The sequence below is a fragment of the Inquilinus sp. genome, assembly GCF_039594555.1.
Taxonomy (GTDB): Bacteria; Pseudomonadota; Alphaproteobacteria; order DSM-16000; family Inquilinaceae; genus Inquilinus.
Map to the genome: position 1 here is coordinate 1 of NZ_JBCNNF010000611.1, position 3,016 is coordinate 3,016.

At 73.0% G+C, this 3,016-nt stretch carries 5 protein-coding genes and 1 pseudogene; 3 read left to right on the plus strand and 3 right to left on the minus strand.

Features of this window, described 5'->3' with window-relative positions; genetic code table 11:
* Window positions 1-176 precede the first annotated feature (176 nt).
* From ABDW35_RS34940 to ABDW35_RS34950, 3 genes are read left to right on the plus strand one after another with little or no spacing between them, the layout of a single operon-like run.
* Entirely contained in the window at window positions 177-752 is a 576-nt protein-coding gene (locus ABDW35_RS34940) for a sigma-70 family RNA polymerase sigma factor (RefSeq protein ID WP_343718444.1), read from the plus strand.
* Window positions 749-1,156 carry a hypothetical protein gene (locus ABDW35_RS34945; protein WP_343718445.1) on the plus strand — a complete coding sequence of 136 codons (408 nt, stop codon included), beginning with the start codon at window positions 749-751 and terminating at the stop codon, window positions 1,154-1,156. The genes ABDW35_RS34940 and ABDW35_RS34945 overlap by 4 nt, the downstream gene beginning before the upstream one ends.
* On the plus strand, window positions 1,153-1,608 hold the full coding sequence (locus ABDW35_RS34950; protein ID WP_343718446.1) for a periplasmic heavy metal sensor: 456 nt from the start codon (window positions 1,153-1,155) through the stop codon (window positions 1,606-1,608). The genes ABDW35_RS34945 and ABDW35_RS34950 overlap by 4 nt, the downstream gene beginning before the upstream one ends.
* A gap of 15 nt (window positions 1,609-1,623) precedes the next feature.
* On the opposite strand, the gene ABDW35_RS34955 is transcribed toward ABDW35_RS34950, so the two are convergent.
* From ABDW35_RS34955 to ABDW35_RS34965, 3 genes and pseudogenes are all read right to left on the minus strand, one after another.
* The gene (locus tag ABDW35_RS34955) at window positions 1,624-2,049 is read right to left on the minus strand and encodes a hypothetical protein (protein ID WP_343718447.1); all 426 of its coding nucleotides are present in this window, start codon (window positions 2,047-2,049) and stop codon (window positions 1,624-1,626) included.
* Window positions 2,046-2,660 (minus strand): hypothetical protein, encoded by a 615-nt coding sequence (locus ABDW35_RS34960; protein WP_343718448.1) that lies wholly within the window; start codon window positions 2,658-2,660, stop codon window positions 2,046-2,048. The genes ABDW35_RS34955 and ABDW35_RS34960 overlap by 4 nt, the downstream gene beginning before the upstream one ends.
* Window positions 2,661-2,747: 87 nt before the next feature.
* Window positions 2,748-3,016: pseudogene (locus tag ABDW35_RS34965) on the minus strand (DNA ligase-associated DEXH box helicase); the annotation flags it as partial.

The following is a 3,016-nucleotide window of genomic DNA, read 5'->3' on the forward strand; positions in this document are numbered from 1 at the left end:
CTGCAACCGCACCGTCGATGTCACCGGCCCCGGCGGCCGGTCCTGGTCCCGCTCCGCCGGTGTGGTGCGGGGGCCCTTCCGCAGCTACGGTTACCGCACCGTCACCGGACCGGCGGGCCGCAGCATTGCGGCGGGGCGGGCCTGGCGCCGGTTCTGACGCATCGCGGATGCACGGCATGGCGGAGGGGGCGGACGAGGAGGCGCTGGCCGACGCGGATCTCCTGGCCCGCATCGCCGCCGGGGACCGGCGAGCCTTCGCCGTGCTTATGCGTCGCCACGGCGACAGGGTGCGAGGGCTGGCACTGGGGTTCGGCGGCCGGTCGGACGAGGCCGACGACATCGCGCAGGATGTGTTCCTGATGCTGTGGCGGCGGCCCGACGCATGGCGGCCGGGCCAGGCGACGTTCACCACCTGGCTCTACCGCGTGGTCGCCAATCGCTGCCTCGACCGGGCGCGGCGGCGGCGCCTGCGGCGCTGGCTGCCCTTCGGGGACGGGCCGGAGCCGGCCGACGACGCACCGACCGCCCTGGCCGCCCTGTCCGGCCGCGACCATCTGGCGGCGGTCGCCCGCATGATCCGGACCCTGCCGGAGCGGCAGCGGCTGGCGCTGCTGCTGGCCGTCCAGGGCGGGCGGAGCAATGCCGAGATCGCCGCCATCCTGGGCGTCAGCCAGGGGGCGGCGGAGCAGCTTCTGGTCCGCGCCAGGCGCACGCTGCGGGCCGTGATAGACGAAAGGGAGATGAGGTCATGACCAGGGCCGAACTCGACGAGGCACTGCTCCGCTTCGGGGCCGATCTCGATCGCTGGCCGCGGAAGCTGGCCGACTCCGCCCGGCGGCTCGTGGTCGAGGATCCCGATGCCGCGGAGATGCTGGCGCGGTTCGCCGCCTTCGAACGGACGCTGGGCGCCGCGGTCCACCCGCCGCCTTTCGGCTCCGCCGAGATCGGCCGGATCCTGGCGGCCGTCGAGGCGGAGGAGGCAACCTGGCGGCCGACATGGCGCTTCTGGGCGGCGAGCGCGGGCGGCTCGCTGCTGTCCCTCGCCGCCGGCGCGGTGGTGATGCTGGCGACCCTGCCCAGGGGTGCCGACCTCGACATCGCGCTGTCGGTGCTGGCGCTGGTGTCGGGCCAGGGTGATCTCGGAGGCCTGCTGTGACCGCGGTATTGCGGCGGCGGACCACACTGATCCTCGCCATCGCCCTGACGGCCTCGCTGTGCTTCAACCTGTTCCTGGGCGGCGCCTGGTTGGCCGGCCGCTGGTTCGAGCAGCGTGTGGAGACGGTGGCCGCATCGGCGATGCGGGCCTACCCGCCGGAGCTGCGGCGGGACGTGCTGCGCCGGCTGCTGCAGGACCGGGCGGATCTGCGGTCCGCGGTCGGCGGTCTGCGCGAGGCGCGGCAGCGCATGTTCGCGGTGATGCGAGCCGACCCGCTCGACCGCGGCGCGCTGGATGCCGCCATGGCCGAGGTCCGGGCCAGGACCGGGGACGTGCAGGCGTTGCTGCAGTCGGCCCTCGCCGCCAGCCTGGCGGAGATGCCGGCCGGGGATCGCGCGAAAATCCAGCCTCCCGCGGGCGGCTTAGGACTGCTGGGCGACCGCGGACCTTGACGGCCGGGCCGCGGGTCAGGCCTTCGGCTCCAGGATCGCCCCGATCTCCCGCGCCTTGCTGTGGCCGAGCCAGAACAGCACCGAGGCGAGGCCGACGAATACGGCGAGGAACACCCACAGCGCGATCGCCAGATAGTCGTACATCGGGTCGGCGGCGGCCGACCGGATCATCAGCAGCCCGAGGACCAGGATGAACAGCACGAAGGCGATGACGCTCAGATTGACGGCATAGGTGTGCCAGGTCGCCAGCCGCCGGTATTCGATCCGGCATTCGACGATGGCGCGCTTCTGCGCCTCGTCGCCGGCGAAGCGGTTCAGCTCGACCTTCTGGTGCAGCGCTACCAGGTCGCGCAGCCACTGGCTGAGCTGGATGTAGAAGAAGCTGCCGACCAGGCCGGCCAGGGTCAGCAGCGGGCTGAGCAGCGACAGCGGGTTGGTCATCGCCGGTCCTCTCGGCGCAGGGCATCGAGCAGAACGAGGATGGTCTCCGCCGTGATCGAGAACCAGGTCAGGGTGGGCGAGGAGGGCTTCTTTGCCGGCGGCGCCCGGCGGTCGCCGCCGGTCACCGCCGCCGCGACCGAATCGTAGAGGGTGACCAGCTCGTCATAGCCGCCGCGCGATAGGCTCAGCTCGAAGCGCTGCACCTGGGACCGGCCGGCCTCGGCCGCGGCCCGGGCATCGGCTTCAGCGCGCTCCAGCACCTGGCGCAGCTCAGCCCGGGCGGCGGCCCGCCACTGCGCGGTGCGGCGGGCGCGCAGCAGCCGCGCCAGGTACTGCGCCCGCGGCAGGCCGAGCTGGTAGCGGGCATAGATCCGGTTGGCGTCGGGCTGCTCGTCGCTGTGCAGGTCGTCGTAGAAGCGGGCGATCCAGGCCTCGGCCTGCTGCCCTGGGCTCTCATACCGCCGCTCGCCGAGCACCCATTCGCTGACCAGGTCGACGCACAAAGCCTCATAGCCGGAGTCGATCCGCGCCCGGCTGGCCGGCGAGGCGTCGATCGCCAGCGCCACCTTGGCCCGGGCCAAGCGGTCCCGCCTGTCCGCATCTTCCGCCATCGATCTCCTCCGATGTGGCGCCGGAACGGGATCCTATCGGATCCTGCTCGTGGTCGCAGGGCCCATTCTATGGCCCGTCGGAACGGATCACGCCCTCCGCCGACCCTTCTCGCCCCGCTTCGGCGTGGCCTCGGCGATTAGCTCAGCGGCGCTCTCCTCCAGCATCGCGTCGATGGCGCCGTCGGCGATGCTGACGCGGCCGATCTCCAGCAGCACCGGCACGGCCAGCGGCGAGATCCGGTCGAGCGCGCGCAGCGTCAGCTTGCGCCGGGCGCGCTTCAGCAGCAGCGCGACGCGGCCGAGATCGACCAGGCCGCGCGCCGCGTCGGCGCGGGGGGCGCGCAGCAGCACATGGT

Bases quoted from the DNA above. Each gene is read 5' to 3' on its own strand.
- ABDW35_RS34940 (WP_343718444.1), top strand. From the start codon at position 177: ATGGCGGAGGGGGCGGACGAGGAGGCGCTGGCCGACGCGGATCTCCTG.
- ABDW35_RS34960 (WP_343718448.1), bottom strand. From the start codon at position 2,660: ATGGCGGAAGATGCGGACAGGCGGGACCGCTTGGCCCGGGCCAAGGTG.
- ABDW35_RS34945 (WP_343718445.1), top strand. From the start codon at position 749: ATGACCAGGGCCGAACTCGACGAGGCACTGCTCCGCTTCGGGGCCGAT.
- ABDW35_RS34955 (WP_343718447.1), bottom strand. From the start codon at position 2,049: ATGACCAACCCGCTGTCGCTGCTCAGCCCGCTGCTGACCCTGGCCGGC.